Source organism: Snodgrassella sp. B3088, from assembly GCF_026535815.1.
GTDB lineage: Bacteria > Pseudomonadota > Gammaproteobacteria > Burkholderiales > Neisseriaceae > Snodgrassella > Snodgrassella alvi_E.
Genome location: NZ_JAFNPG010000009.1, coordinates 93,226 through 118,316 on the forward strand (window position 1 = coordinate 93,226; position 25,091 = coordinate 118,316).

Annotated in this window: 25 protein-coding genes; 13 read left to right on the forward strand and 12 right to left on the reverse strand. The window is 45.2% G+C overall.

The annotated features are described in order from the left end of the window. Positions 1 to 669: 669 nt before the first annotated feature. Positions 670 to 1,260, reverse strand: coding sequence for a LemA family protein (locus tag J3U75_RS07205; RefSeq protein WP_180295865.1), 591 nt, complete (start codon positions 1,258 to 1,260; stop codon positions 670 to 672). A gap of 144 nt (positions 1,261 to 1,404) precedes the next feature. On the opposite strand from J3U75_RS07205, the gene J3U75_RS07210 reads away from it, so the two are divergent. Next, the gene (locus J3U75_RS07210) at positions 1,405 to 1,626 is read left to right on the forward strand and encodes a YdcH family protein (RefSeq protein ID WP_100139789.1); all 222 of its coding nucleotides are present in this window, start codon (positions 1,405 to 1,407) and stop codon (positions 1,624 to 1,626) included. Positions 1,627 to 1,652: 26 nt separating this feature from the next. Here J3U75_RS07210 and J3U75_RS07215 read toward each other — a convergent pair whose 3' ends face one another. From J3U75_RS07215 to J3U75_RS07235, 5 genes are all read right to left on the reverse strand, one after another. Next, a complete protein-coding gene (locus J3U75_RS07215) occupies positions 1,653 to 2,114 on the reverse strand; it encodes an acyl-CoA thioesterase (protein ID WP_267391260.1) in 462 nt (153 codons plus the stop codon). A gap of 6 nt (positions 2,115 to 2,120) precedes the next feature. Beyond that, entirely contained in the window at positions 2,121 to 3,155 is a 1,035-nt protein-coding gene (gene pyrC, locus J3U75_RS07220) for a dihydroorotase (RefSeq protein ID WP_267391261.1), read from the reverse strand. Positions 3,156 to 3,293: 138 nt separating this feature from the next. Next, a complete protein-coding gene (locus J3U75_RS07225) occupies positions 3,294 to 3,533 on the reverse strand; it encodes a sulfurtransferase TusA family protein (RefSeq protein ID WP_370387156.1) in 240 nt (79 codons plus the stop codon). Positions 3,534 to 4,346: 813 nt separating this feature from the next. Then, on the reverse strand, positions 4,347 to 6,008 hold the full coding sequence (gene recN / locus J3U75_RS07230; protein WP_267391262.1) for a DNA repair protein RecN: 1,662 nt from the start codon (positions 6,006 to 6,008) through the stop codon (positions 4,347 to 4,349). Positions 6,009 to 6,248: 240 nt separating this feature from the next. After that, positions 6,249 to 7,139: an NAD(+) kinase gene (locus tag J3U75_RS07235; protein WP_267391263.1), complete on the reverse strand. Its 891-nt coding sequence runs from the start codon at positions 7,137 to 7,139 to the stop codon at positions 6,249 to 6,251. 495 nt (positions 7,140 to 7,634) lie between these two features. Here J3U75_RS07235 and miaA point away from each other — a divergent pair, with 495 nt between their 5' ends. The 5 genes from miaA to J3U75_RS07260 all read left to right on the forward strand — a co-directional run bounded on the left by miaA (position 7,635) and on the right by J3U75_RS07260 (position 13,060). Continuing rightward, positions 7,635 to 8,579 carry a tRNA (adenosine(37)-N6)-dimethylallyltransferase MiaA gene (miaA, locus tag J3U75_RS07240; RefSeq protein WP_267391264.1) on the forward strand — a complete coding sequence of 315 codons (945 nt, stop codon included), beginning with the start codon at positions 7,635 to 7,637 and terminating at the stop codon, positions 8,577 to 8,579. A 354-nt stretch (positions 8,580 to 8,933) separates the two neighbouring features. Continuing rightward, positions 8,934 to 10,451: an acetyl-CoA hydrolase/transferase family protein gene (locus J3U75_RS07245; protein ID WP_267391265.1), complete on the forward strand. Its 1,518-nt coding sequence runs from the start codon at positions 8,934 to 8,936 to the stop codon at positions 10,449 to 10,451. Positions 10,452 to 10,779: 328 nt separating this feature from the next. After that, positions 10,780 to 12,030 carry a serine hydroxymethyltransferase gene (gene glyA / locus J3U75_RS07250; RefSeq protein ID WP_267391266.1) on the forward strand — a complete coding sequence of 417 codons (1,251 nt, stop codon included), beginning with the start codon at positions 10,780 to 10,782 and terminating at the stop codon, positions 12,028 to 12,030. 279 nt (positions 12,031 to 12,309) lie between these two features. Further along, positions 12,310 to 12,516, forward strand: coding sequence for a hypothetical protein (locus J3U75_RS07255; protein WP_100139780.1), 207 nt, complete (start codon positions 12,310 to 12,312; stop codon positions 12,514 to 12,516). A gap of 292 nt (positions 12,517 to 12,808) precedes the next feature. Further along, positions 12,809 to 13,060 (forward strand): GlsB/YeaQ/YmgE family stress response membrane protein, encoded by a 252-nt coding sequence (locus J3U75_RS07260; protein WP_100139779.1) that lies wholly within the window; start codon positions 12,809 to 12,811, stop codon positions 13,058 to 13,060. 57 nt (positions 13,061 to 13,117) lie between these two features. On the opposite strand, the gene J3U75_RS07265 is transcribed toward J3U75_RS07260, so the two are convergent. Together J3U75_RS07265 and alaS are read right to left on the reverse strand one after the other, a co-directional pair. Continuing rightward, positions 13,118 to 13,735, reverse strand: a complete 618-nt coding sequence (locus tag J3U75_RS07265; protein WP_100139778.1) for an MlaC/ttg2D family ABC transporter substrate-binding protein — start codon at positions 13,733 to 13,735, stop codon at positions 13,118 to 13,120. An 86-nt stretch (positions 13,736 to 13,821) separates the two neighbouring features. Beyond that, entirely contained in the window at positions 13,822 to 16,449 is a 2,628-nt protein-coding gene (alaS, locus tag J3U75_RS07270; protein ID WP_267391267.1) for an alanine--tRNA ligase, read from the reverse strand. On the opposite strand from alaS, the gene J3U75_RS07275 reads away from it, so the two are divergent. Then, entirely contained in the window at positions 16,448 to 16,717 is a 270-nt protein-coding gene (locus tag J3U75_RS07275; RefSeq protein ID WP_100152267.1) for a hypothetical protein, read from the forward strand. The genes alaS and J3U75_RS07275 overlap by 2 nt on opposite strands. A 55-nt stretch (positions 16,718 to 16,772) precedes the next feature. Further along, on the forward strand, positions 16,773 to 17,936 hold the full coding sequence (locus J3U75_RS07280; protein WP_267391268.1) for a polyamine ABC transporter substrate-binding protein: 1,164 nt from the start codon (positions 16,773 to 16,775) through the stop codon (positions 17,934 to 17,936). Positions 17,937 to 18,023: 87 nt separating this feature from the next. On the opposite strand, the gene J3U75_RS07285 is transcribed toward J3U75_RS07280, so the two are convergent. Further along, positions 18,024 to 18,521, reverse strand: coding sequence for a hypothetical protein (locus J3U75_RS07285; RefSeq protein WP_267391269.1), 498 nt, complete (start codon positions 18,519 to 18,521; stop codon positions 18,024 to 18,026). Between the two features lie 238 nt (positions 18,522 to 18,759). On the opposite strand from J3U75_RS07285, the gene J3U75_RS07290 reads away from it, so the two are divergent. Together J3U75_RS07290 and J3U75_RS07295 are read left to right on the forward strand one after the other, a co-directional pair. Beyond that, on the forward strand, positions 18,760 to 19,395 hold the full coding sequence (locus J3U75_RS07290) for a flavin prenyltransferase UbiX (protein WP_267391270.1): 636 nt from the start codon (positions 18,760 to 18,762) through the stop codon (positions 19,393 to 19,395). A 199-nt stretch (positions 19,396 to 19,594) separates the two neighbouring features. Beyond that, the gene (locus J3U75_RS07295; RefSeq protein ID WP_267391271.1) at positions 19,595 to 20,170 is read left to right on the forward strand and encodes a hypothetical protein; all 576 of its coding nucleotides are present in this window, start codon (positions 19,595 to 19,597) and stop codon (positions 20,168 to 20,170) included. A 9-nt stretch (positions 20,171 to 20,179) separates the two neighbouring features. On the opposite strand, the gene J3U75_RS07300 is transcribed toward J3U75_RS07295, so the two are convergent. Continuing rightward, positions 20,180 to 20,572, reverse strand: coding sequence for an Lrp/AsnC family transcriptional regulator (locus J3U75_RS07300; protein WP_180295864.1), 393 nt, complete (start codon positions 20,570 to 20,572; stop codon positions 20,180 to 20,182). Positions 20,573 to 20,677: 105 nt separating this feature from the next. Here J3U75_RS07300 and J3U75_RS07305 point away from each other — a divergent pair, with 105 nt between their 5' ends. Continuing rightward, the gene (locus J3U75_RS07305; RefSeq protein ID WP_267391273.1) at positions 20,678 to 21,235 is read left to right on the forward strand and encodes a cysteine hydrolase family protein; all 558 of its coding nucleotides are present in this window, start codon (positions 20,678 to 20,680) and stop codon (positions 21,233 to 21,235) included. Positions 21,236 to 21,563: 328 nt separating this feature from the next. On the opposite strand, the gene J3U75_RS07310 is transcribed toward J3U75_RS07305, so the two are convergent. Then, the gene (locus J3U75_RS07310) at positions 21,564 to 22,493 is read right to left on the reverse strand and encodes a peptidoglycan DD-metalloendopeptidase family protein (protein ID WP_100139770.1); all 930 of its coding nucleotides are present in this window, start codon (positions 22,491 to 22,493) and stop codon (positions 21,564 to 21,566) included. 143 nt (positions 22,494 to 22,636) lie between these two features. Beyond that, positions 22,637 to 23,521: a 16S rRNA (cytidine(1402)-2'-O)-methyltransferase gene (gene rsmI, locus J3U75_RS07315; RefSeq protein WP_267391274.1), complete on the reverse strand. Its 885-nt coding sequence runs from the start codon at positions 23,519 to 23,521 to the stop codon at positions 22,637 to 22,639. Between the two features lie 239 nt (positions 23,522 to 23,760). Here rsmI and J3U75_RS07320 point away from each other — a divergent pair, with 239 nt between their 5' ends. Further along, positions 23,761 to 24,348, forward strand: coding sequence for a D-sedoheptulose-7-phosphate isomerase (locus J3U75_RS07320; protein WP_267391275.1), 588 nt, complete (start codon positions 23,761 to 23,763; stop codon positions 24,346 to 24,348). A gap of 31 nt (positions 24,349 to 24,379) precedes the next feature. Then, entirely contained in the window at positions 24,380 to 25,006 is a 627-nt protein-coding gene (locus J3U75_RS07325; RefSeq protein ID WP_267391276.1) for a BON domain-containing protein, read from the forward strand. The last annotated feature ends 85 nt before the right edge of the window (positions 25,007 to 25,091 follow it).

Here is a 25,091-nt window from a genome sequence, read left to right on the forward strand (position 1 = left end):
CCTAAGTATGTCTGATGCGCAAGGCAAGGTTTCACGCATTTCCTCTACTGCTCTTATGAATAAGCAACCATTATAATCACTTTAGAAAACCATTATATGCCATTTGAATATTTCTAAAATCGCATTTTTATCATTAAGTCCTTTAATAAAATCCTCAAGTTTTGAACGAAATATTGAGTATATATATTTCAATACTTCCATTATTAGTAATTATGCCAGAGATAATTCACCGTTTGAGACGTCCGACTATCTCATTATTCAGGCAGTTGAGCAAAAGATATAAAGTGACATGTGAAAGGCATCATCTACATTAAAAAAGATTATTGTTAAAAATAACGATTCTAATGTTGAAAACCATAATAAATGAATTAAAAAGAGAGTTATATTTTTAAATTAGGCATCAATACGGAAGAAGACAATAATAAATATTCTAGCTTAATAGTTTAAATGATTTGATTTATAGTGTTCCGCTTGATAGTCCCAAAGCTTATGGTGAAGGGCAGATAATGGCTATACGGCGAGAAGTAACCAATAGTATTAGAAAAAAAATTAATACTTATTATTGTTACACATAAAAGTCCTACTCTATATGTTCTCAGCAAAAGCAAACAGCCAGTTCTCATGAACCGGCTGTCACTTTGTAAAACAATTTGTACCTCTATTCGAGCTTTAAAACTCTACCTGAGGCGCCTGTTTTACAGCGGCTTCGTTTTCCGGCACAAAATTTGGCCGCACATGCATTCCGAAAATTTTCGCCGTCACATTATTCGGGAAAGAACGCAAGGTCGTGTTATACACCTGCACTGTTTGGATATAACGGTTTCGAGCCAGTGCGATGCGGTTTTCAGTACCTTCCAGCTGTGCCTGCAAATCACGGAAGCTCTGATCCGCTTTCAGGTTTGGATAGTTTTCAGTCACAACCAGTAAGCGGCTAAGCGCATTACTCAGATTACCCTGTGCTTGCGAAAACTGCTGCATTTTTGCAGGATCATCCGCATCGCTGCTCGTCATATTCAAACTGCCCACCCGCGACCGCGCATTGGTTACCTCAGTTAACACCTGCTGCTCATGCTTAGCATAGCCTTTAACTGTATTCACCAAATTAGGCACCAGATCGGCACGCCGCTGATATTGGTTCAGCACTTCAGACCATGCAGCATTGGCGGCCTCATCCTGAGACTGCATGGTATTATAACCACAGCCACTCAGGCTCAGAGCCAGAATAAATGCGCTTAAACATCCCATTAAGCGTTTATACATTGTAAACTCCCGTATGTGTTATTGTGTCAGTTTAACATGCCATCGTTACTTTTTTTGCTATTACTAGCGAAATCTTATATACCTTAAGCTATAATGAATGCAAAATAATAAAAATCATTTTTACCAAACTGTAAAGGATGTTATATGTTTCCTGAATATCGTGACCTAATTAGCAAATTAAAGGCGGAAAACACTCATTTTGCTAATGTATTTGAAGAACACAACCGTCTTGATGATAAAATCACCGGCCTGACCAACAATCCGGTAACCAGCGGGCTGGAAAATCTGGATGAACTAAAACGGGAAAAATTACGTCTTAAAGATGAAATTTATGCCATGCTGCGCGAAGCAGACGGCAAAGCCTGATAATTCAGTCCAGAAAAAACCCTGCTTTAAGCAGGGTTTTTTTGGATGCAATCATGTAGCATTAGCGTTTTGAAACGTTGCAAAATAGCAGCAGGAAAAGAAACTGCCTTATTATTTTGCTGATCGAATGCCACAAACGTTACCAGTGCCTGAACAACAGTCTGGCCAGTATCTTTCAGAAAGATAGACTGGCTTATTTCGACCTTGCGCGAATGCACCCTACTGAAAGCAGTATCAATCAGCAAATCATCGCCAAACACAGCACTATGTCGATAGCTGATATTGATATTAATCACTGCCATCCCGCAGCCCGCTTCAGCCAATAATGGCGTCAGCCCAGCCGTATCAAAATATTCCCAGCGCGCTTCCTCTAAAAACTCCAGATATCGTGCATTATTAACATGCCGGTATACATCCACATGAAAACCGCGTACTCGTATTTGAGTCTGATGCACTGTAGCGGACAGGGTCTGCTCTAATTTCTGCATAAGCGCCTATTCCACCAGTGTCCAGCTAATTGTGTTATTTGCACGTAGTGGCACCAAACGCTCATGGCCATACGGGTAATATGCCGGTACCGAGCGATTGGTTTTTACCAGTGTAATGGTATCTGTATTGCGTGGCAGACCATAAAATGCTGGTCCGTTTTCCGATGCAAAAGCTTGTAATTTATCCAGTGCGCCGGCCTGCTCAAATGCTTCAGCATACAACTCAATAGCGGCAAAAGCACTAAATATTCCGGCACAGCCACAGGCACATTCTTTGTGCGTCTGCGCATGCGGCGCACTGTCTGTGCCAAGAAAAAATTTATGAGATTGTGGGCCACATACTGCCTGTATCAATGCCTGTCGATGACTTTCACGCTTCAGTACCGGTAAACAATAATGATGCGGTTGCATGCCTCCTACCAGCAGAGCATTACGGTTATACAACAGATGCTGTGGCGTTACCGTAGCAGCCACATTCTTACCTGCTGCCGCCACCAGCTGAGCAGCTTGGATGGTTGTAATATGCTCAAATACTAGTTTCAGTTCAGGCAGACGTTGTAGTAATGGCTGCAACAATTCATCAATAAACACCGCTTCACGGTCAAAAATATCAACTTCACTATCGGTTACCTCGCCGTGCACCAGTAAAGGCATGCCTACTTCGGCCATGGTTTCCAGTACAGGCAGCAGAGCCCATAAATCACTGACACCGGCAGCCGAATTGGTCGTAGCACCAGCTGGATATAATTTACACGCTATGATACCGGCGGCTTTGGCCTCACGAATCAGCGCTGGCGTGCTCTGGTCGGTCAGATATAAAGTCATCAGTGGCTGAAAACCGTTGCCGGCCGGTACAGCGGCAAGTATTCGTTCACGGTAAGCCAGCGCAGCAGCAACAGTAGTTACCGGCGGCTTCAGATTAGGCATAATCACCGCTCGTCCCATTTGACGTGCACTAAAAGGCACCACTGCGTTTAAGGCTGCACCATCACGCACATGAAGGTGCCAATCGTCTGGTCTGGTTAGAGTAAGAGTCTGCATCTGCATCCGTTTCGTTAACAAACTGTTTTACAGCTCAATAATACAGTTAGGCTTATTTAGATTGTAAAACCACCGTAGCCAGCATGGAACGGCTAAACATCGTATTCATGCCGCTATTTATCCGCAGCAGCGCGAAAACTAACGGTGTTTCACCCACATCTGCATCACACCATCTTCGCCATTATGCACTTGTAGAAGCTGATGGCCTGTCTGGCGGCAAAAAGCGGCAAAATCGTCTGGCGCATTTTTATCGGTTGCCAGCACTTTTAATATCTTTCCAGCCTCCATCGCGGCCAAGGCTTTTTTGGCACGCAGAATCGGCATCGGGCAATTCAGGCCGATAACATCCAATGTCTCATCACTATGTGGTTCGCTCATCATCAGCTCATCACAGATAATTGAAAAATATGATTATACAACGTGCATGCATTTGCCCAATAGTCTCTGGGCAGAAGCCCAACATATTAATTAGGACAAAGTACAGCTATTTATCATCTGGATATTATTTTCCATGGCCCTCTCTGCCTAACATGTACAGGCTGTGAATAAATAACTACTTACTCTCAAAAATATTCTTTCTGTTTATTAAATCAGATTTAATACCTAAATAAAGCACTATTTCGTTGAATCATATCTGAAGCTCATTATCATATTTTAGCTGTTATCTGATAAATGATATTTGTCAGTTTTCTACAGTATCGGATTGCTGGATTAAGCTGAAAATTACTAGAGATAAAAAAACAACCTACTGGATAATTGTTTGATTTTATATTGTACCGTTAGCAAACATACTTTCTTATACAATACCTCTGCCTAAACCATCCCTGCTTATAGGTGTTTTACGGTGCTGTACCTCCTACCACCGTGGATAATACAAACTCTTTTCTAGCATTGTATCTGTACAATCAAGCTGACTGATTGGGGTTTGTGAACAAATTGATCCGTAATTCTTTCGCATGTTAGCTGATTCACATCGTTAATTGTTGATTCAGTAAGTCATATACAGTTGCAAATACTTCTTAATAGATAAAATTGTTTATACGGGCGGCAAATTTTTCGTTAAGGTATTTCAAACTATATGATAAAAATATAGTAGTTTACTGTAGGCAAAATCAGCAAAAAAACTTCCCAAACCAAAGTACGATAGCCACCACCTTCTTGGTGCCAGATGCTGTATATAGTCAAACCAAATTACTTTTGTGCTAGCGCCAACATCTCGCGAGCATGATTGCGCGTGGTATCAGTAATGGTTTCACCGCCTAGCATTCTGGCAATCTCATCTATCCGGCTATCGGCAGTCAGAACCTTTATTTCACTTATAGTCTGACCTTTACTGCTGTGCTTGCGCACCTGCCAGTGCTGCTGGCCACAAGCAGCTACTTGAGGTAAATGGGTAACTGCCAGAATCTGACGGTTTTGCCCGAGACTGCGCAAAGCATGGCCAACAACGTCCGCCACTGCACCGCCGATACCAGTGTCCACTTCATCAAAAATCAGTGTAGGAACTTCATTGTACTGGCTGGTTACCATTTGCAGTGCCAGGCTGATGCGCGCCAGCTCACCACCAGAGGCCACTTTACTCATGGCACGTAAAGGTGTGCCCTGATTGGCGGCTACCTGATATTGCACCTGTTCTAAACCATGCAGAGAGGGAGAAGCACTGAGTAGTTCAATATGAAAACGTGCACCCTGCATGGCCAGATTCTGCATATGAGCTGTAGTTTGTTTAGCCAATTTCGCTGCTGCCTGATGCCTGCGGGCAGATAATTGCTGGGCTACCTGCATATATTCGTTTTCACGCTCTGCTACTCTCGCCCGCAAAGCCTCAATATCAGCCGCTGCTTCCAGCTCATTTAATGCAGATTCCACTCTGGCCAATTCTTCCGGCAATTGCGGTGGCTCCAGCCGATATTTGCGTGCCATGCTCATTAATTCCTGCATCCGCTGTCCCTGCTGTACCAGCAGATTTTCGTCAGTTTCTACACTGGCACTGGCTTCGCGCAGATAAGCACTGACTTCACCCAGCTCGGCTTCTACCGATTCCAGCAGAGTCACACTATCGGCAAAAGCCGGTGCAGCCTTAATCAATGCAGCCAGTTGCTGGCGGCAGTGAAACAAACGGCTTTGCAAGCCATCATCACCATTGAGAATCTCTTCTACGCTGGCAGCTGTGTGCAGAATATCGGCTGCATGTACCAGCGCATCATGGCTCTGACTCAGCGTTTCCCATTCATTTTCCTGCACATTTAAAGCACTGAGCTCATCCAGGCGCCATTGTAGGCGTTCGCGTTCGATATTCAGGCTGTCAGCTTGAGTCTGAGCTTTTTCCAGCTCGCGTTCGGCTTCCTGCCAGCGCTGGTAGGCTTCTCGCACACGTGCAACTTCCTTATCCGCCCCAGCAAAGGCATCCAGTAAAACGCGCTGCGCAGCTTCACTATTTAACGAATGATGAGCATTCTGGCCATGGATATCGATCAGTAATTCACCAATTTGGCGCAGTTGTCCCAGTGTCACAGCCTGATTATTGATAAAACTGCGGCTTTTGCCTTTCACATCAATGGTACGGCGGATACTCAGCTGCGTTTCCTGTGCATCCAATAAGCCCTGTTCCTGTAGTAAGGACTGCGCCTGCGGGACATCGCTTACATCAAACAGGGCTGATAACTGCGCTTCTTTAGCACCATGCCGTATTTGGCCGTAATCTGCTTTATCACCCAGTAACAACCCCAGCGCATCCAGTGTGATTGATTTGCCGGCACCAGTTTCCCCAGTCAGAACGGTAAATCCACTCTGAAAACTCAGGTTCAGTTCATCCACAATCACAAAGTCACGTAAAGACAACGCCAGCAGCATAAACAGCCTTTCTTCAAGAAAGCATCCATGATTCAGGGCTGATTTTAGTATTTTTTAAAAAAAGTGCAAGGTATTTTTTAGAAAAAACTAAAATTAATTATAAAAATTTCGATTTTATTAATTTTTACTACATGCCTTACACTTTTAAAGCATTACCATCTGTCATGCCACGTTAGCTAAAGCCAAAAATTAACGTAATTAAATAAGGATGTAGATGTATTAGAAACTATCAGCCACATTTCATACCAGCTGATCACCCCAGTGCAGTTTCTGGCGTAGAGTACGGTAATACTGATAATTCACTGGATGTAAGATACGTAGTGAATTGCGGTAGCGACTAATACGGATTTTATCCATTGTCTGCAAATCAAAAAATGCCTGCCCATCAAAATGCGCACGCGCATCCCCGCCTTTGGTAATCAACACTTCGATTTCACTGGTATCACTTACAGCAATCGGGCGGTTTGACATCGATTGCGGGCAGATAGGCACCAAACTGAATGCACGCAACGTGGGCTGTAGAATTGGTCCGCCGGCCGCAAGTGCATACGCTGTAGAACCCGTTGGTGTGGACACAATCAGACCATCCGAACGCTGGGTGTAAACAAATTCTTTATTAATGAATACTTCAAATTCAATCATCTGCCCCAGCGCACCACGGCTAAGTACCACATCGTTTAGTGCCAGTGAATGGTAAACGTCTCTGCCTTCTCGAACTACCGTCGTTTCCAGAAGAATACGCTCTTCTGGCAGATATTTGCCCGTCAGCATGCCGGTTAGTTCGCTAACCATTTGAGCACGCGGTACCTGTGTTAGAAACCCTAAGTGCCCCTGATGAATACCAATCAGTGGCACACGATAGGGAGCCAGTTTGCGAGCCACTGAGAGCAGTGTGCCATCACCGCCCAACACCATTACCAAATCACAGCGTCTTCCCATTTCACATTTGGTAATGATCTGATAGCAATGCAAATTAGCCGCACTGATATGATTATCAGCTTGTGCCTCGCCGTCCAGATACACCGATAACCCTGCTTCACATAAAAAAGCAATAAGTTCATTCAGTACTTCACTCATCATCGGTGTTTGCGGCCGGGTCACAATCCCGATATGGTTAAACTGGCTATTCATGAATCGCATATTCCTAACAAAGTAGCTCACCCAGAATTCAACTGCCTTGGTTTTTATGGCTTATTATAAAGGGTAATACATTAATATACTTCCATATTGTAATCCTCCAATTTCAGCAAAATTATTATGAATCAGGCGCAACATCACACTCAAGGGCTAATCAGCTGTAAATCCTGATAATTTTAAAATAAATGATTATTACCTTGGCAACAGCGTGTACACAAATCTGATCTAAGTGCTGACTAGCATTTGTCTTCAAATACAAACTATAAAATGCTCACTTTTATTTGCAAACTGTTGAAAAATTAGCATTGATTTTGCAAATATTGCCTAATTTACAGCATAGCTTTGGACTAAAAACAAACAATTTTCTTCGAATACCCACCAACTTCAGATATCGCCACATAAATAGCAGTTATCTGCTGCCATTTAACTATCATTCGCTGATTTAGCTAGTTCAAGCTACAATAATCGTTTAAAAACAGAGTTACTGCGATGGTTACATCTTTGCCTAAAGTATTTGCGCTTCTGGGACCCACAGCTTCCGGTAAAACCAGTTTAGCTCTGAATCTGGCTGCTCAATTTCCGGTAGAAATCATCAGTCTGGATTCAGCTTTGATTTATCGGGACATGAACATCGGCACCGCCAAACCCACACCCGCAGAACAGCAGGCAGTACCGCATCATTTGATTGATATCATTTCCCCATTGGAATGCTATAGCGCTGCCCAATTTGTGAGTGACTGTGTACGCTTAGCTAAAGAGATACACAGCCGCGGCCACCTTCCCTTACTGGTGGGTGGCACAATGATGTATTACCACGCCCTTACTCAGGGGCTCAGCAGCCTGCCTGAAGCCAATCCACATATCCGTGCCGAGCTGGAAAAACTAAAACAACAGCATGGCATGGATTATTTATATACTTTATTGCAGAAAGTAGACCCAATTACGGCTGCACGCCTGCCTGCCGGCGATAGCCAGCGCATAGAACGGGCACTGGAAATCTATCATATTACCGGTATCCCGATGAGTAGCCATCTGGCCAATCAGCAAAACCAGCAACCATCTGTAGACGTATGCACACTGGCACTGCTGCCAGCCGACCGTGCTCACCTTCGCGTTCAGATTGGCACCCGCTTCCATACCATGCTGGCACAGGGTTTTGTAGAAGAAGTGCAAGCATTGCGTCTGCAATACCCAGACCTGCACTCAGACCTACCCTCCATGCGTTGTGTCGGCTACCGGCAAGCATTTGATTATCTGAATGGTATCATTGATTACGACACCTTCGTAGAACGCAGTATCGTGGCTACTCGCCAGCTAGCCAAACGCCAGCTCACATGGCTACGCAAGCTCAATCCGCAGCATATGCTTGACCCATTTAATCCGGCCGGACTCTTTGAGCAGACAGCTCATCTGATGCAGCAATTCTTTTCCTGAAATCATCCATTTCAGAAAAATTCTAGCTATGAATATTTAAGCAATAATAGTAAAAATTTATGTAAACATCTGCATGCTTCCTCAATAGACATATTCACAACATACTGAATTAATTAATCTTACTGATTATTAATCTATAATTATTTATCTATGTGTACAGCACAGCCCCTTACCCATGCACAGACAAAACAGCATAAGACAATTATTTACAGTAAAATGCACACCGTTGATAGCGTCATTACGTCTTCTCATTCATTCCGAAAGAGATAAACGGCAAAGACAACATTTATCCTTCACGCCTCACTCTAGCCAGGCAAGGGTCAGGCATTTTTGATTTAATAAGGAGAAAACACGATGTCCGTACAGGATCGCATCCGTTATACCTCACTTCATTCCCGTCTGATGTCTGCTGCTCAGGCTGCAACCCTGATTCAAAATGATGCCAATGTTGGCATGAGCGGATTTACCGGAGCCAGCTACCCTAAAGTATTACCGCAGGCAATTGCCGATTTTGCTCGTGCAGAACACGCTGCCGGCCGGCCGTACAAAATCAATGTCTGGACTGGTGCGTCTACAGCACCTGAGTGTGATGGCGTTCTGGCTGATGCACATGCTATTAATCAGCGCCTGCCCTTTAATACCGACCGCCACATGCGGCAGGAAATCAATAACGGTGATGTCAACTTCATCGACATGCATTTATCACATGTTGCGCAGCAAGCTTGGTTTGGCTTTCTGGGTCACATGCACGTGGCTATTATCGAAGTGCTGGGCATCACCGAAGATGGTTTGTTGATTCCGTCTACTGCCATTGGTAACAACCAGACTTGGCTGGATATGGCCGATAAAGTGATTCTGGAAGTGAATACTGGTCTGCCGGTACAGATGGAAGGCATGCACGACATCCCGGTGAGCAATGCCATTCCGCCTCATCGCACTCCAATCAACATGACCCGTGCAGACGACCGCATCGGTGAAAAATACATGAAAGTCGATCTAAACAAAGTGGTAGCCATTGTAGAATCCAATGCTCCAGACCGCGACAATGTATTCAGCGAACCCGATGACAAATCCAAACAGATTGCCGCATACATCGTAGACTTCCTGTCTCAGGAAATCAAAATGGGACGCTTACCGAAAGAAATGCTGCCAATTCAGTCCGGCGTAGGTAATGTGGCCAATGCTGTATTGGCTGGTCTGTTAACCGGTCCGTTTGAAAATCTTTTCGGCTATACTGAAGTATTACAGGATGGCATGCTAGACTTGCTGCGCGCAGGTAAAATGGCCACCGCCTCCGCTACAGCCATCTCTCTGTCTGCCAAAGCATTCAAAGACTTTGCCGACAATATTGATTTTTACCGTGAACGCATTATTCTGCGTCCGCAGGAAATTTCCAATCATCCTGAACTGGTACGCCGCTTAGGCATTATTGCCATGAATTCCATGATTGAAGCGGACATTTACGGCAATATCAACTCTACGCACGTAATGGGTACCAGCATGATGAATGGTATCGGCGGCTCCGGCGACTTTGCTCGCAACAGCTTCCTAAACTTCTTCGTTACCCCATCTACTGCTAAGGATGACAAAATCTCCTGCATCGTGCCGATGGTATCGCATGTTGACCACACCGAGCACGATACACAGATTATTGTTACCGAACAAGGTCTGGCCGACCTACGTGGACTGGCTCCACGGCAGCGTGCAAAAGTGGTTATCGAAAAATGTGCACATCCTGATTATCGCGACCAGTTGCAAGATTATTATGATCGTGCATTGCAGACCGCAAAAGGTATTCATACGCCACACATCCTGACGGAAGCCTTAAGCTGGCACGAACATTTCCTAAAAACCGGTTCTATGAAAATGTAATTCATCATATACCGTATCCAAACAGCCCTGAATCATTCAGGGCTGTTTGTTTATTTAATCAACACGCACCATCAGCCAACTAATAGTTTCGTATCCTATACTCGGCAGTATTAAGTACTACATCTGCACAGCATTTTGTACAATAATTTTTCCCACAGTCTGACCCTGACTGCAAAACATTCGCATTGTATGAATTCCCTTCATCATGGCAAGGCATCAAATTCAGCCACACAGCCATCACTATCAGTTAAAATAAGCGCGACTCAATCTCATTCGCTGCATACAGCACTCTCTTTATTTCTCTACTTTCATAAAAGGAAAGACCGCCATGTTTTCCAAAGCGTTAACCATCGAAAAATCCGACCCACAGCTAGCCGCAGCCATTGCCCGCGAAGACCAGCGCCAGCAAGATCATGTGGAATTAATTGCCTCAGAAAACTATGTTAGCTGCGCTGTAATGGAAGCTCAGGGCAGCCAGCTAACCAACAAATATGCCGAAGGCTATCCAGGCAAACGCTACTATGGCGGTTGTGAATACGTAGACGAAGTGGAACAACTGGCCATAGACCGCCTCAAACAACTATTTGGCGCTACCTATGTTAATGTGCAACCACACTCCGGTTCACAAGCCAATCAGGCAGTGTACGCCAGTGTGCTGCAACCAGGTGACACCATTCTGGGCATGTCACTGGCTCATGGCGGCCACCTCACTCATGGCGCCAGCGTCAACATTTCCGGACGCTTATATAATGCCATTACCTATGGCCTGGATGAAAACGAAATCCTCAATTACGCACAAGTAGAACAACTGGCTCTTGAGCACAAACCGAAAATGATTGTCGCTGGCGCTTCTGCCTATGCACTGGAAATCGACTGGGCACGTTTCCGTGCCATTGCCGATAAAGTTGGCGCCTATCTGTTTGTGGATATGGCACACTACGCTGGTCTGGTAGCCGGCGGAGAATACCCAAATCCAGTACCGTTTGCCGATTTTGTCACTACCACTACCCATAAAACCCTGCGCGGCCCACGCGGTGGTGTGATTATGTGCCGCAGCGAAGAACATGCCAAAGCGCTTAATTCTGCTATTTTCCCATGCCTGCAAGGCGGCCCACTGATGCATGTGATTGCCGCCAAAGCCGTGGCATTTAAAGAAGCTTTGCAGCCAGAATTCAAACAGTATGCCCGTCAGATTAAAGCCAATGCCAAGGTACTGGCAGAAACCCTGATTGAACGTGGTTTGCGCATCGTATCCGGCCGCACAGAAAGCCATGTATTTCTGGTGGACTTACAGCCGAAAAAACTGACCGGAAAAACTGCCGAAGCAGTGTTGGGACAGGCTCACATCACTGTGAACAAAAATGCCATTCCCAACGACCCAGAAAAACCGTTTGTCACCTCAGGTATTCGTCTAGGTACCGCCGCCATTACTACCCGCGGCTTTACTGAAGCCGATACCCGCGAGCTAGGTCATTTGATTGCCGACGTACTGGACAACGCAGATAATCAGCAGGTAATTTTAGAGGTGGCTGAAAAAGTACAGAAAATTTGCAATAGATTACCCGTTTATGGAAAATAAACAACATTATTAAATTCTTAATATCTAGTTATTGCTTAGATACTATAGAATATTTATACTCAAATAAGGCTACTTTAATATTGATAAAATGATGTTTTAATCTGTTTTCTAATGATATAAACATCAACATGGATTTCCTTACAGGAAAACCAGCTTTAACTAATCAGATATTATCAAAATACCAATAAAGTATTAATATAGCCTCATTGCAAAAGCAAAGTTTACACTTTGCTTTTAAGATTTAAGGTATCTTGATAATAAAATTTGAAAGGAAACAAAATGAAAAAATTAGTTTCTACTGCTTTATTGGCTGCATCTTTAACAATGACTGCTGGTTTTGCTTTGGCTAATTCTCAGAATGACACTACCGATGTGCGCAATTTTGCAGAATCTACTGCTCAAAATGGCCAGAATACTCATGTTTCTGATTCAACTCCTGAAAACACTCCATACCGCACTGTTAATACCTATGCTGGTAATCACTAAATAGTGAGTAATAATCAAAAAGCATAACTTTTCAGTTATGCTTTTTTTTCGTCCATCTCATCAATATTTGCCATTTGATATTCACTCACGTTTCTTGTTTCGATGCATCATCAAACATAAACTAAAATTTCATTCTCATACCAAAAAACCGCCTTACTACCCAAAACATAACATACTGATAACACATATTTATTTAAAATAAGCATTTCAATTAGTGATTTTACATCAGTAACGAACATCTCATAAGTTTCAAGGATTAAGATAAAGTTTCCTTATTTTCAGGGAGTACAACATGGGCTTAATCTGGACAATTGTAGTAGGTTTCATCATTGGCGTGATTGCCAAATTGATTTATCCAGGCAAACAACAAATTGGCTGGATTGTTACCACACTACTGGGTATTGGTGGTTCCTTACTCGCTGGATATGTTGGTCAGGCTTTTGGCTGGTATCATGCAGGAGAAAAAGCCGGTTTAATCGCTTCGATTATCTTCGCCTGTATTATTTTGTTTATTTACGGCAAAATTAAAAACCGGCCATTATAGAATAAAAAAAACGGTGACGAATACATATTCGCCACCGTTTTTTCAACAAATATATCTTTACTTCTTCATCTGCACCTTACCCAGCCCCTTTTCCCGAAGTTGAGCAATCGTTGCATCAATACCCTGCTGCTGAATTAACTGATCAAACTGATTACGGTAGACCGTCACTAAGCTAGTGCCGTTCACACGAAAATTATAAATTTTAAATACCCCATTGGAATAATACATCTGATAACCCACGGTATAATGTTTATCACTGGCACTGACAATCTCAGTGAAGGTTTCCAGTTTGTTATTACCCTGATTCACCACTTTGGGCAGGACTTTTACCGTTGCATTGCTGGCACCCATCAAAGCAGAATGTGCGTAAATTCGTACAATCATATTCTTGAAAGCCGCGCTGAAATCCTGCCGCTGCTGCGCAGTAAATTGCCGCCACGGCAACCCTACTGCCAAAGCTGATATACGCTCGTAATCCAAATACTGATCCGCATAGCGCTCAATCTGACTGATTCGCTGCTGCTCATTCAGACTTTTGTCACGTGCTACCGACAACACCGCATCCACATTCTGCTGCAATTGCTGTTGCGCCAGCTGTTCTTGCGTTGCGGCAAACGTACACACCGATACCATCAGCATCCACGCAGCCAGACAAGCTTTAACATACCTCTGCATTTTTCATTCTCCTATTGGTAAGCAAAAAAACGGCTTATGTAATTATCTTCCATAAACCGTTTGCTGTTTTCATCTGCGAAATATCTCTACACTGCTTTAGCAGCTAACCAGTCAGTTACACTGGCCAGTGCCTTCGGCAACGCTGCCACATCATGGCCGCCTGCCTGTGCCAAATCAGGACGGCCACCGCCTTTTCCACCAACCTGCGCAGCCACATAATTAACCAGCTCTCCTGCTTTAACTGTTTTACTCAGGGCTTTCGATACACCTGCAGTAACGGCAATTTTACCATCATTTACAGCAGCCAAAACCACCACAATATTCTCACCTTGTGAAACCAAATCAGCAGCGATATCGCGCAACGCACTACTGTCAGCATCGATCTGGTTCAGTATTAGCCGCGCAGTGCCCACAGCCTGAGCCTGTGCCAGCAGCGCACTGCCCGCATGTTTGGCTAGCTCTGTTCTGGCTTCGCTCAGTGCTTTTTCCAGCTGTTTCATTTGGCTGTGCATGCTTTGCAGTTTAGGCACTAGGTCTTCAGCAGTCTGAGCCTTCACCTCCACTACTGCGGCTTTCAGCAAATCTTCCTGCTGTTGTACATACTGTAGCGCATTCAAGCCGGTTACCGCCTCAATGCGACGTACACCGGCGGCAATACCACTCTCAGATACTATCTTGAACAGGCCGATATCACCGGTACGTGCCACATGAGTACCACCACACAGCTCGGTGGAAAATTCACCCATGCTCAATACACGCACTTCATCGCCGTATTTCTCACCAAATAGCGCCATGGCACCAGCGGCAATGGCATCATCAAAACTCATATTCTGAGCACAAACCGGCACATTGGCCACAATAGCCTGATTTACACGGCGTTCCACTTCTGCCAATTGGGCGCTGGTTACCGGCTGCGTATGTGAGAAATCAAAGCGTGTACGCTCTGCATTCACTAGCGAGCCTTTCTGCTCAACATGCATACCCAGCACTTCACGCAGGGCACGATGCATCAGATGAGTCGCACTGTGGTTACGCATACTTGCTTCACGCAAAGCACTATCTACCTGAGCAGTAACCGCATCGCCGACTTTCAGGCTGCCAGAAACCATTTCTCCAAACTGACTAAACACTTTTGCCTTAATTTTCTGCGTGTCATCTACTTGAAAACGGTTTTCACCAGCAAAAATATAGCCCATATCACCTGTCTGACCACCAGATTCGGCATAAAATGGCGTGAAATCAATCACCACGGCACCAGTTTCACCTGCGTGCAACTGTTCAACTGCCTCACCGTCTTTATACAAAGCCAAAATCGTGCTTTCATTCTGACGCTCATGATAACCAGTGAATTCAGTATCTGCTCCATCATAAGCCAACTGGGTATTGGCTTTGAAATTCTGCGCCGCACGCGCACGCGCACGCTGAGCAGCCATTTCGCGCTCAAACCCTGCTTCGTCCAGACTAATATTGCGTTCACGGGCAATATCAGCAGTTAAATCATAAGGGAATCCATAAGTATCATACAGCTTGAAAATCACTTCACCGGCAAGCGTATTACCACCATCCTGCAAAGCATTTTCCAATAAGGCCATACCCGTTTCTAGCGTCTGCGCAAAACGGCTTTCTTCTTGTTTCAGCACCTCGCTGATTTGTACCTGTTTTTCTACCAGTTCTGGATAAGACGCACCCATTTCCTGCACCAGATCAGCTACCAGCAAATGGAAAAACGCCTGTTTACAGCCCAGTTTGTAGCCATGGCGTACCGCGCGGCGAATAATGCGCCGCAATACATAGCCACGTCCTTCATTGCTCGGCAGTACACCATCAGCAATCAAAAAGGCACAAGAGCGGATATGGTCGGCAATCACCTTCAGGCTGGGTACTTCCTGACTGTAAGGCACGCCAACCACACGAGCTACAGCATGCAGTAAATGCACAAACAAATCGATTTCATAATTACTGTGCACCTGCTGCAATACCGCAGACACGCGCTCTAGTCCCATACCGGTATCGACCGAAGGTTTTGGCAGCGGATTCATATTGCCGTTTTCATCGCGGTTATACTGCATAAACACACAGTTCCAGATTTCGATAAAACGGTCACCATCTTCCTCAGGGCTACCCGGAGGGCCTCCCCAAATATGTTCACCATGGTCGTAAAAAATTTCTGAGCATGGACCGCAAGGGCCAGTATCACCCATCTGCCAGAAATTATCCGAAGCATAGCGCGCACCTTTATTGTCGCCAATGCGAATAATTTTTTCTGCCGGTAGGCCGATTTCATTCAACCAAATATTATAGGCTTCATCATCATCTGCATAAACGGTAGCCAGCAGCTTTTCCTTTGGCAGATTAAGCCAATCCTTACTCGTCAGGAATTCCCAAGCAAAATGTAGCGCATCATGTTTGAAATAATCACCAAAGCTGAAATTGCCTAGCATTTCAAAAAACGTATGATGACGCGCAGTGTAGCCTACATTTTCCAGATCGTTGTGCTTACCTCCGGCGCGTACACATTTCTGTGCCGTGGTTGCGCGGCTGTACGGACGCTTGTCAAAACCCAGAAACACATCTTTAAACTGATTCATGCCTGCGTTGGTAAACAACAGGGTTTTATCATCCTGAGGTGGAACCAGCGAAGAAGACGGCACCACCTGATGCCCCTTACTGGCAAAAAATTTAAGAAAATTAGAACGTAAATCTGCTGTTTTCATGGTAGTTTCAGTTGAACGGGCGATTAATCGTATTCAGGCAGTCTGTATACACACAGACTGCCTGAATATGGATATTAAAAACAGGACACTGGATAAACTATCCCAACTACCGCCCTTGTTAAAATCATGTGCTTATCTTACCGCAGTTTTACGCATAAGCATACCAGAACTGGCTAAAAACCATGCCAAAATGACAAATCCGACAACACCCCTACCCGATTACGGTATAGTTAGCCCTAAGCACACAGAATATGAAGTTACAAGGTGATCATACCCCATCACCATGCCAGCCTAAAACAGGCGCATCTTTGAAAAGGACAAACATGAAAAACACAGCCAGCCTGAGTTTATCCAGTTTGATTTTATGCATACTGGCCGCCTGCAGCGGTTCTCATGAAAATAGCGGCACCAAGCCGGCTTCTGCCGTAGCGGCCAGCAGCACCGGCACATTGAACGAAACTAAAACACTGAAAATCTACAATTGGTCTGATTATGTGGACCCAAAAACCATCAGTGAATTTGAAAAGAAATACGGCATAAAAGTTACCTACAACTATTATGACAGCGACGAAACACTAGAAAGCAAAATCCTAACCGGACAGTCTGGCTACGACATCGTTGGTCCGTCCAACTCCTTTGTCGGCCGACAGATTAAAGCTGGCGCTTATCAGCCGCTAGACAAGAGTCTGATACCCAACTGGAAAAACATTAACCCGAAATTACTTGATTTATTAAAAGATGTCGATCCGGGCAACCAATATGCTGTCCCCAATTACTGGGGTATGAATACCATCGCCATCAACATTGAGAAAGTCAATGCCGCACTGGGTGACACCCCAATGCCAGAAAATAGCTGGGATCTGGTTTTCAATCCGAAATATACAGACAAACTGAAAAGCTGCGGCATCAGCTACATGGACAGCCCTGTAGAAATGATTCCGCTGGCACTGCACTATGCAGGTAAAGATCCCAACAGCCAAAGCAAAGACGATATAGACATGGCTGCCAATCTCATCAAAGCCAACCGCAGCAACGTGCTGCGCTACTCTTCTTCAGGCTACATCGACGATCTAGCTCGAGGAGATGTCTGCGTGGCCATCGGCTTTGGTGGCGATTTAAATATCGCCAAACGTCGTCGGCTAGAAGCCACCGGTAAAAAAGATATTCAGGTTTTAGTTCCTGAACAAGGCGTATCTCTATGGGTGGATACTCTGGCCATTCCCAAAGATGCCGCCAACTTGAAAAATGCTTACCGCTATCTAAACTGGGTTCTCGAACCCCAGATTGCTGCCCGCAATGGCAACCATGTCACCTATGCACCCGCCAGCCTGCCAGCAAAACAACTGATGAAAAAAGAATATCGCGAAGACAGCAGCATCTTCCCATCAGATGAAGTGCTGGCCAACAGCTATCTCGTTTTACCGGCCAAATCCGATACTCTGAAATACGAATTGCGCTTATGGCAAAATCTCAAAGCAGGCAAATAAACCATTAGCCACTATTTGCTCAATACAAAACCCCTCATTTCTGAGGGGTTTTGTATTGCCGGCCGCCGAGGCAGAAATTTTCCACGGCTAACGACAAAGCTCAGGGAATTTCCGCCATGCCTGCGACAACGTCATACCATTTGCATATAAATTAACCGTACTCTGCGCCATACCCGCTTTAACCACATCTATCTGCAATCCTTCTTTACCGGTAAATGGATTAACCAGCGCCAGCGTCTGGCTACCATTCGGATAACTGCTTATTCGATAAAATTCACGTGGAAGATTAAAGCGAGACTGCAACTTATCGTGCAAACACTTGCTGACTTCAATAGCCGGCCGGTCGATATTTAGGCTCACTTCCGGCGGAGTACTACGTTCCGGTTTCAGCACCGTGACATCTTTTGTGACTACCGCACAACGAAAACCTTTACTGCCTATGGGCTGGTCAGCCTGCAATAAAGCTTTGGCCATAGCCTCTGAATCACATTCGCGCTCTTCTTGCGCATAAGGTGTGACCTGAGCACACCCCACCAACATGCTGGCACATAGACAAGGCCACCATAATAAATTCTTCCACAACATGTTTGATTTTCCACTGGATGCCTAGAGGTTCTATGCCAAACTGAACCCAGACATAATTTTTCCCCGCCAACAGGCAGCAGGTTTACTGAATCTGCCCAGTTTTATTAACTTCATGGGCATAACATAATGATTAATTGATTAATCTTTGCCAATGCATAAAACACCTGCATAACAAATGTAATATCGAAAGCAAAGTGGCTATAATAACAGCCATATCTTGCCACACACCAGTCTTATCATGATTTTTTCAGCAGCCCGATCCATAAAAACCGTCACCCTCGCCTTAACCGGCGCTTCAGGCATGCCTTATGCCAAAAGACTACTGGGGTGCCTTTTGCAAGCAAATATCAAAGTCTGGTTATTGTACTCACAAGCTGCACAGATAGTGGCACAGCAGGAAATCAATTGGCATCTACCTACCAACGCCAAGCAATGTACCGCAGCTTTATGTAGTGAATTCGGGGTCGACCCATCTCAACTCACCGCATTTGGCCGTGATGAATGGTTTGCTCCACCCGCCTCCGGTTCTAATCCCGCAGATGCCATGATCATCTGTCCGGCAAGCATGGGCTGTGTTGCCGCCATTGCTGCCGGTACCTCAGATCATTTGCTCGAACGCGCAGCCGATGTTTGCATCAAAGAACAGCGACCACTGATTATCGTACCGCGAGAAACCCCGCTTTCAGCCATTCATCTGGAAAATATGCTTAAACTCGCACGTCTAGGCGTCTGTATCCTACCACCGGTATCGGCTTTCTATCAGCATCCGCAAAGCGTAGCAGATATGGTAGATTTTGTAGTAGCACGAATTCTGGATCAGTTGCAGATTCCGCACCGGCTGATAGCGCGTTGGGGCGAAGAAAATAATTATTGACACCACTCATTGAATGTTTTACTGTATAAAAATGAAAACTAAACACACTTTCTCTTTTGCTTATTATTGGTACCACACCTCGGTGCGGTGCCTTTTTGCGTTTATTTAAAAAAACATAAGCAAAAACAAAGTGAACCGCCCGGCCAATCCGAGGCGGTTTTTTTATACCATAAACGCCTCGTACACTAAGGCAATAACAATGAATCAACAACTATTGGAGAATAAAATGCCGGTATTACCGCAGAAACGAATGCAGCACACTGAAGCACCTGTACCACAACTTCAGCGCTGGTATATGATTGTAGATGGCAATCAGCACCGAAGCGACCTGTTACAGCTTCAGCCACAATTTCAAAGCCCGTATATGCTTAGTGAAGCACTGATTCCACAACTGCGGATGGTAGCCATGTTAATAGCCGCACAGCGGCTCAGTTCTGATCAACCTACACCAGACATTATCAGTGAAGAAGCAGACTGGTTTGCTGCCCGTATCCTGGTAATGGGCGTGCGCATTTTTCACTTGGATATCACCTTAATCCCCATGCTGAAAACGGCCAATAGCCGCGCCCGTATGTTTGCACAAAAGCACAACCTTCCCTTTACTCAGGCACAAATGCGTATGAGTTTGCATGCCGGCCGGCCGCAACAGATGTTGATTATCGAAACAGAAGCACAATGTGAAGAAGATAAAGGACTGCTACAAAACAGCATCGATTTTGCCCGTATGCATTGTCTGAGCGAAAACAGCATACTGGCTGCCTGCCACCAGATTTAAAACCTGCACTCATTTAATTCTGCGTAGATTGTGACTAACTTTATATCGGGCATACAACGCCACCTGCTGCAAAAACTGCTCCAGTTCTGCAGCAGCAAAACGAGTATGGATAAAATAACAGCCGTCCCCTGTAATTTTGTGCAGAGCCTCTACCGCAGCAAAGCGACTGACCATATTTTCAAATTCCTCAAACCGGCTGCCGTTCATATAAATCGTAATAAACTGTTCTGACTCATAATATTCTGACACCGTGAACCGCTCAATCACGCCTCTATCAAGCAGGCTCTGTACCCTTAGCCCCACTGCCTGACCACTCAGAAATACTTTTTCCCCAACTTCTTTCCATGACATCCGGCTATTGATTTTCAACAAATCCACAATTGCCCGGTCTTTTTTATCCATATTTTCATCCTGAAAATAAATCCTGCCTACTGCTTTCATATACCCGTTCAGTATTGCATGCTAATTACAGATAATAGAAGCCTCACAACAAACATGAAAACATATATGAAACAAGCACTCCTTATCATCGATGTGCAAAATGATTATTTCCCCCAAGGAAAAATGGCATTGCATCAGCCACAAATGGCATTGGAAAATATACTCAGATTGCGCCAACAGTTTCGCCGGCTGCAGCTACCAATATTCTATATTCAACATATCAATATTCGTAATAATGCAACTTTTTTCCTGCCGGATAGCCATGGAGTAGAGCTTCATCCACAGCTACTGCCCATCGCCACCCAGACAGAATGGATTATCCGCAAAAATTTCCCCAATAGCTTTGTACAAACCGATCTACTAACGCAGCTACAAAAACAGGCAGTAGAACAATTAGTTATCTGCGGAATGATGACCCATATGTGCATAGATTCCACTACCCGCCAGGCAGCAGAACTTAATTTTCAACCTATTCTAATTGCCGACGGCTGTGCCACACGTGATCTCGAACTGAATGGCGAGACTATACCGGCAAAAAATGTACAGCATAGCTTTATCGCGGCTTTAAGTTTTTTTGCTGACATCCAGTTCGCCAGCCAGTTCTTAAATCCATCCAATGCCTAAATCATTTCTGTTGCTTTTTATCAGCCATCACAAATAAAAAGAAAGAACTGCCCGTCTGTTTGACACATAATTGTCAGACAACAAGGCAGTTATCAGCCTTCAACCTATTGTTTTTATATTAAAACTGTCAATATATATTGTGATTATTCTGAAATTTTAAAAACAAATATACCGGTACTGTAATATACACAAATAGCCACGGATACCATTAGTTATTCGCAAAAAGTAGATGTAAAATTTCAAATTAACAAAGATAAAAAAGCATCTGTTTACCAAATTCAGAAAACAGATGCTCTTCAGTGCCAATCTGCTGATTGGACTTAACTGCTTACATTGGGATATAGCGGCTCGGGTCCTGCGGCTGACCATTCTCACGTAATTCAAAATGCAGCTGGGTACGCTTAGCATCGGTGCTACCCATCGTGGCAATCTGCTGACCACGTTTCACCTGCTGGCCTTCTTTCACCATAATACTCTGGTTATTGCCATAAGCAGTCAGATAGGTTTGATTATGCTGCACAATAATCAGATTACCATAGCCGCGCAAACCATTACCGGCATACACCACCTTACCGGAAGCGGCGGCCATAATTGGCTGGCCAGCATTGCCACCGTAATCGATTCCCTTACTGCTGCCGCCGAAGCTTTGCAGAATATTACCGGCAGTCGGACGCTGCCATTCAATACCGCTTACACTGCGCACACCACCAGTGCTTACGGTTTTACTTGTTGAGACAGTAGTAGAGCTAGATGGTGTAGTCGTCGTGGTCGTACTTGTGGTCGTTGTCACATTCGCTGTGCTTACCGGCGTCGTTACCGTAGTGGTGGTATTTTTGCTTCCGGCCGGTGCAACATACCCAGCCGGCTTCACCCGCAGCACCTGCCCCAGACGAATATTATTATCAGCCAGATTATTCCAGGCACGTAAATTATCCTGCGTAATCTGATAACGTTTTGAAATATTGTATACCGTGTCACCGCGCTGTACCGTATGCGTAGCAGCATTGATATCAACTGGTGAATAATTGCCTACATAACCTGTGGCTGTGGCGCCAGCATTGGGCGTATAAGCCGGAGGCGTGTCTGTCGGTGGTGTATACGGCGGGGCACCATAAGGATTGTCGGCAGTGGTAGCAGCAGTACCGGCGTTACTGCTGCCCGTTTCTGTCGGTGCTGCCGGTTGTTTGAAAATAGTACAGGCACCTAATGCCAGCACCAGCAAACACCAGCTGGAACGAATTACGTTTTTTTTCAACATAACGGTTTACCTTAAATCATTGCAATGTTCAGGGGGTGCCGCGCGATAGCGGCGGCAACAGCCAATTCAGACATTATCATAAACAATGCCCAGCATTGTGTAAAATAGCATCAAGGTTAAACTATTTTAACATGTCCTAATAATTATGTATTATTCAGGCTGTTTTTCTCAGCAATTGCCCAGTCATACAGTGCTTTTTTACTCTCACCACTGATTTCCGCAGCCAAAGCGGCGGCTTGCTTGGTAGGCAGTTCCTGCACCAAAATCTGCATCACACGGATTGCCTCAGCAGACAAATCAGCCTGCTTTTCAACTTCGGCCGGATGCAGCACCAATACCATCTCGCCACGTTTCTGATTAGCATCCGTCTGTAAAACCGTCTGGATATGCGCCACCGTACCCGTTATATAAGTTTCATGAGTTTTACTAATTTCTCGCGCCAAAAGCATACTACGCAGAGGATACAACACAGCCATCTGTGCCAGCGTATCCATAATCCGGTGCGGAGTTTCAAACATCACCACCGGACAAACTGCTTTTTGCCACTCCTTTAAACGCTGCTGACGTTCGCCACTTTTGGGCGGCAGAAAACCTGCAAAATAAAAATCAGATTCCGTCACTCCAGCCACGCTTAAAGCAGCCATCACCGCACTGGGACCAGTCACAGGTGATACCGTAAATCCAGCTTCTCGCACCCGCGTAACTAAACGGGCACCGGGGTCACAAATCGCCGGTGTACCGGCATCCGAAACCTGTGCCACAACTTCTCCTGCTGCCAGTGCATCAATCACCCGCTGCGCCATACTTTGCTCATTCTGCTCACGCACACTAATCAGCCTGCCCGAAATACCATAAGCCCGCAGCAATTGCTGAGTTACCCGCGTATCTTCGGCACAAATCAAATCAGCTCGCGACAACACAGCCAGAGCATGAAAGCTCAGATCAGCCAGATTACCAATTGGAGTAGCCACTACATAAAGGGTTTGCGGTACAATGCTGGCAACAGCTTTCTGGTAATGGACTTGCATTTATCAATCCGTAATCTGGTTAAGTGATCATTTAAGTGTCAAGGCAGAATACCGGCAGCACTCAGCCTTAAATGAATACTATACCACGATGTCACATTGCATTCGTATTCAAGCACCAACCGGAAATACCTTACCACCACCAGAAATACTATTTAACCGAACAACGGGCACATTATCCGGCTGCCTTATCGGCTCAAAACACAAAGCGCAAATTCATATTAATTGACACATAAACTTATATGACAGAACCCATTTCCGCCCATCAACACTTTGTCGATAGCGCCCAGCTACTAAACGAATGCGCTGATTTATTGGCAGAACCCATTGCCGAAGTGGCTCAGGGCATTCTCATGGCTCTGATGAGCGATGGCAAACTGCTGATAGCCGGCAATGGCGCCTATGCTTCTCTGGCCAACACACTGGCCGCTTATATGGTTACCCGCCTGCAACAGGATCGCATGGCTCTGGCTGCCTTATCTCTCTGTACCAATCCTTCCGTAATCAGCACGCTGACAGATAGCGAACCCAAAGATGTCTTTGCTAAACAGATTCATGCGCTCGGCAAACAGCACGATATGCTATGCGTACTCTCAGCCGATGGCCAGAGCCTAAATCTCGTCAGTGCAATCAAAACTGCCCATGAGCGCGATATGCGTGTACTGGCCATTACCGGCGGCAGTGGTGGCGAAGTAGCCGCCTTGCTACACGATGATGACCTGTGGCTAAACGTCCCTGGAGACCATCCCCTGCGCGTACTTGAAGCACATCAGGTTACCATTCATGCCCTGTGCGCACAGATTGACCAATTATTGCTCGGTGGTTTATAAACAGCATCAATACAAATTACAGGTGTATCTCATGAAAAAATACTTGTCTGCCCTGGCATTGGGGCTGTGTCTGACCACCACCCTCACCGGATGTCCGGCTGTTCTGGTAGGCGGAGCTGCCGTTGGCACCCTGTCTGTCACCGATCGGCGCACTACCGGCGCTCAGACCGATGACAAAATAATGGAAGTACGCATTCACGATGGCGCCATTTCCTATCTCAACAGCCAAGCACAGGAAAGCAAATTCCAGCCAACCTTATCCGTTATCAGCTACAATCGGCAAATCCTGCTACTCGGACTAGTAGCCAACGAAAATGACAAAAATCTTGTGGAACGCGTAGCCCGTGCTCAGCCTGCTGCACAGAAAGTTTACAACTACATAGACATCGCCAGTCAGAACCGTAAATTGAGCCATGTGACGGACGACACATGGATTACATCAAAAGTCCGTTCCAACCTGCTCAATACCAAAGGCGTTTCACCAAATCACGTCAAGGTTGTTACCTTTAACGGTGTTACCTACGTCATGGGTATTCTGACACCAGCAGAACAGCAGGCTGTCACCGCAGCCATCAGCACCACCTCTGGCGTGCAAAAAGTGGTTACCCTATATCAGACCTTTGAAAACACCCCCACTACCACAGCAGCCAGTTCCTGATAAGCGCCCAGCTGCTGCAATCAAATGCTCACAAACGGCCGGTTGCAGCAACTAAAAAGTAAAGTATCTGATTAGCGTAAACACA